Origin of the sequence: Vibrio sp. 10N.222.48.A3 (assembly GCF_041475345.1) — a bacterium.
Taxonomy (GTDB): Bacteria; Pseudomonadota; Gammaproteobacteria; order Enterobacterales; family Vibrionaceae; genus Vibrio; species Vibrio tasmaniensis_A.
On the sequence record NZ_JBFRVX010001188.1, the window covers coordinates 1 to 1,444 of the forward strand.

The 1,444-nt window shown below is 42.2% G+C and carries 1 protein-coding gene; it reads left to right on the forward strand.

Annotated elements, in window-relative coordinates:
• Nucleotides 1–1,345 (forward strand): methyl-accepting chemotaxis protein (locus AB4653_RS24890; RefSeq protein ID WP_372105566.1); only part of this gene is annotated, 1,345 nt, incomplete at its 5' end.
• Nucleotides 1,346–1,444: the final 99 nt, after the last annotated feature.

Consider the following 1,444-nt stretch of genomic DNA (forward strand, 5'->3'; position numbering starts at 1 on the left):
CTATATAAACGAGCTATCTGAAGAGCCAAACTTATTTGTCTCTCGCCAAGATGGTTTCCTTGTTGCCGCTAGCTATGAAGATTTTATTGGTAAAAATATCTACGATCTTCGACCATCATACCGTGAACACGGTAGTAAGATGACCAGTGAGCACTCTTACAATGTTCCAGATAAAGGCGATTTTTATGTCGTTTCGTCTCAAATTGAGTCATTAGGTTGGAATATTTGGGCTTGGGCAAGTTGGGACGACATTGAAGCGCCTTCAAATGCGATGGTGAAAATAAATACTGTAGTTGGTCTAATTTTCGCGGTTATGGCAACCGGAATAACATTCTTATTAGTTACCCGATTAATGTATCGTCCTATTGGCGGGGAGCCACAATACATAGAGGCTCTTGTTAGTCGAATCTCGGCAGGAGACCTGACCAACATCCCTAAATTAAATGGCGATGAAACGGGGATCTACCGTTCAACTCTTGAAATGGCAGGTAACCTCCAAGGTATTATTGGCAATATTGAGCAGTCTTCAAACTCTCTCTCATCACAATCTTCATCTCTTGAGACCTCGTCAAATCAGTTAAGTACCTCATCAGAAGAGCAAATGATGCAGCTAGAGCAAGTTGCAACCGCGATGAATCAGATGACCGCGACTGTTGCGGAAGTGGCTCAAAATGCGATGCAGGCATCATCATCATCCAATGAGGCAAGCCTTTCATCTCAGTCAGGTCTTGAGACTGTGGGTGACATGAACCAGCAAATCAGCTTACTTGTAACGAATATTGAGCAGGTTCAAGATTCGATTTTGGGTGTTGAAAAAGAAACTCAAAATGTAGGTAGCATACTTGATGTTATCCGAGGTATTGCTGAGCAAACAAACTTGCTGGCATTAAACGCAGCAATTGAAGCAGCTCGAGCGGGTGAGCAAGGTCGCGGCTTCGCCGTCGTGGCTGACGAGGTGCGTAACCTCGCTAACAAGACACAAGAAAGCACAAACGAAATACAAACCATGATTTCATCACTTCAAACTCAAGCAAAACAATCTGTTGAGCTTATGGTTGAAAATGCGGAAACAGCTAAAGTAACTCGTGAAAAGTCAGATCAAGCGAGTCAAATGCTGAATACTATTCAGCATGAGATTGGGACAATTCAAGACATGAACAACCAGATTGCAGCGGCAGCGGAAGAACAATCGCAAGTAGCCGTTGAAATCAACGAAAATGTAGTGAATGTAAATGATTTGGCGCGAGCGACTGTCGATGACGTCCAGCAAAATGTTCAAACAGCGCAAAATGTTAATAATGTTTCGGACGAACTGCATCAAACGATAAAGATGTTTAAGATCTAATCTTAGATAAGCTAAACGTACCGACAACCTATACGTTAAAGCCTAAGTATCAAAATCTTCGGCTTAAAAAAAGATAACGTAATTAAAACCGCCTTCTCT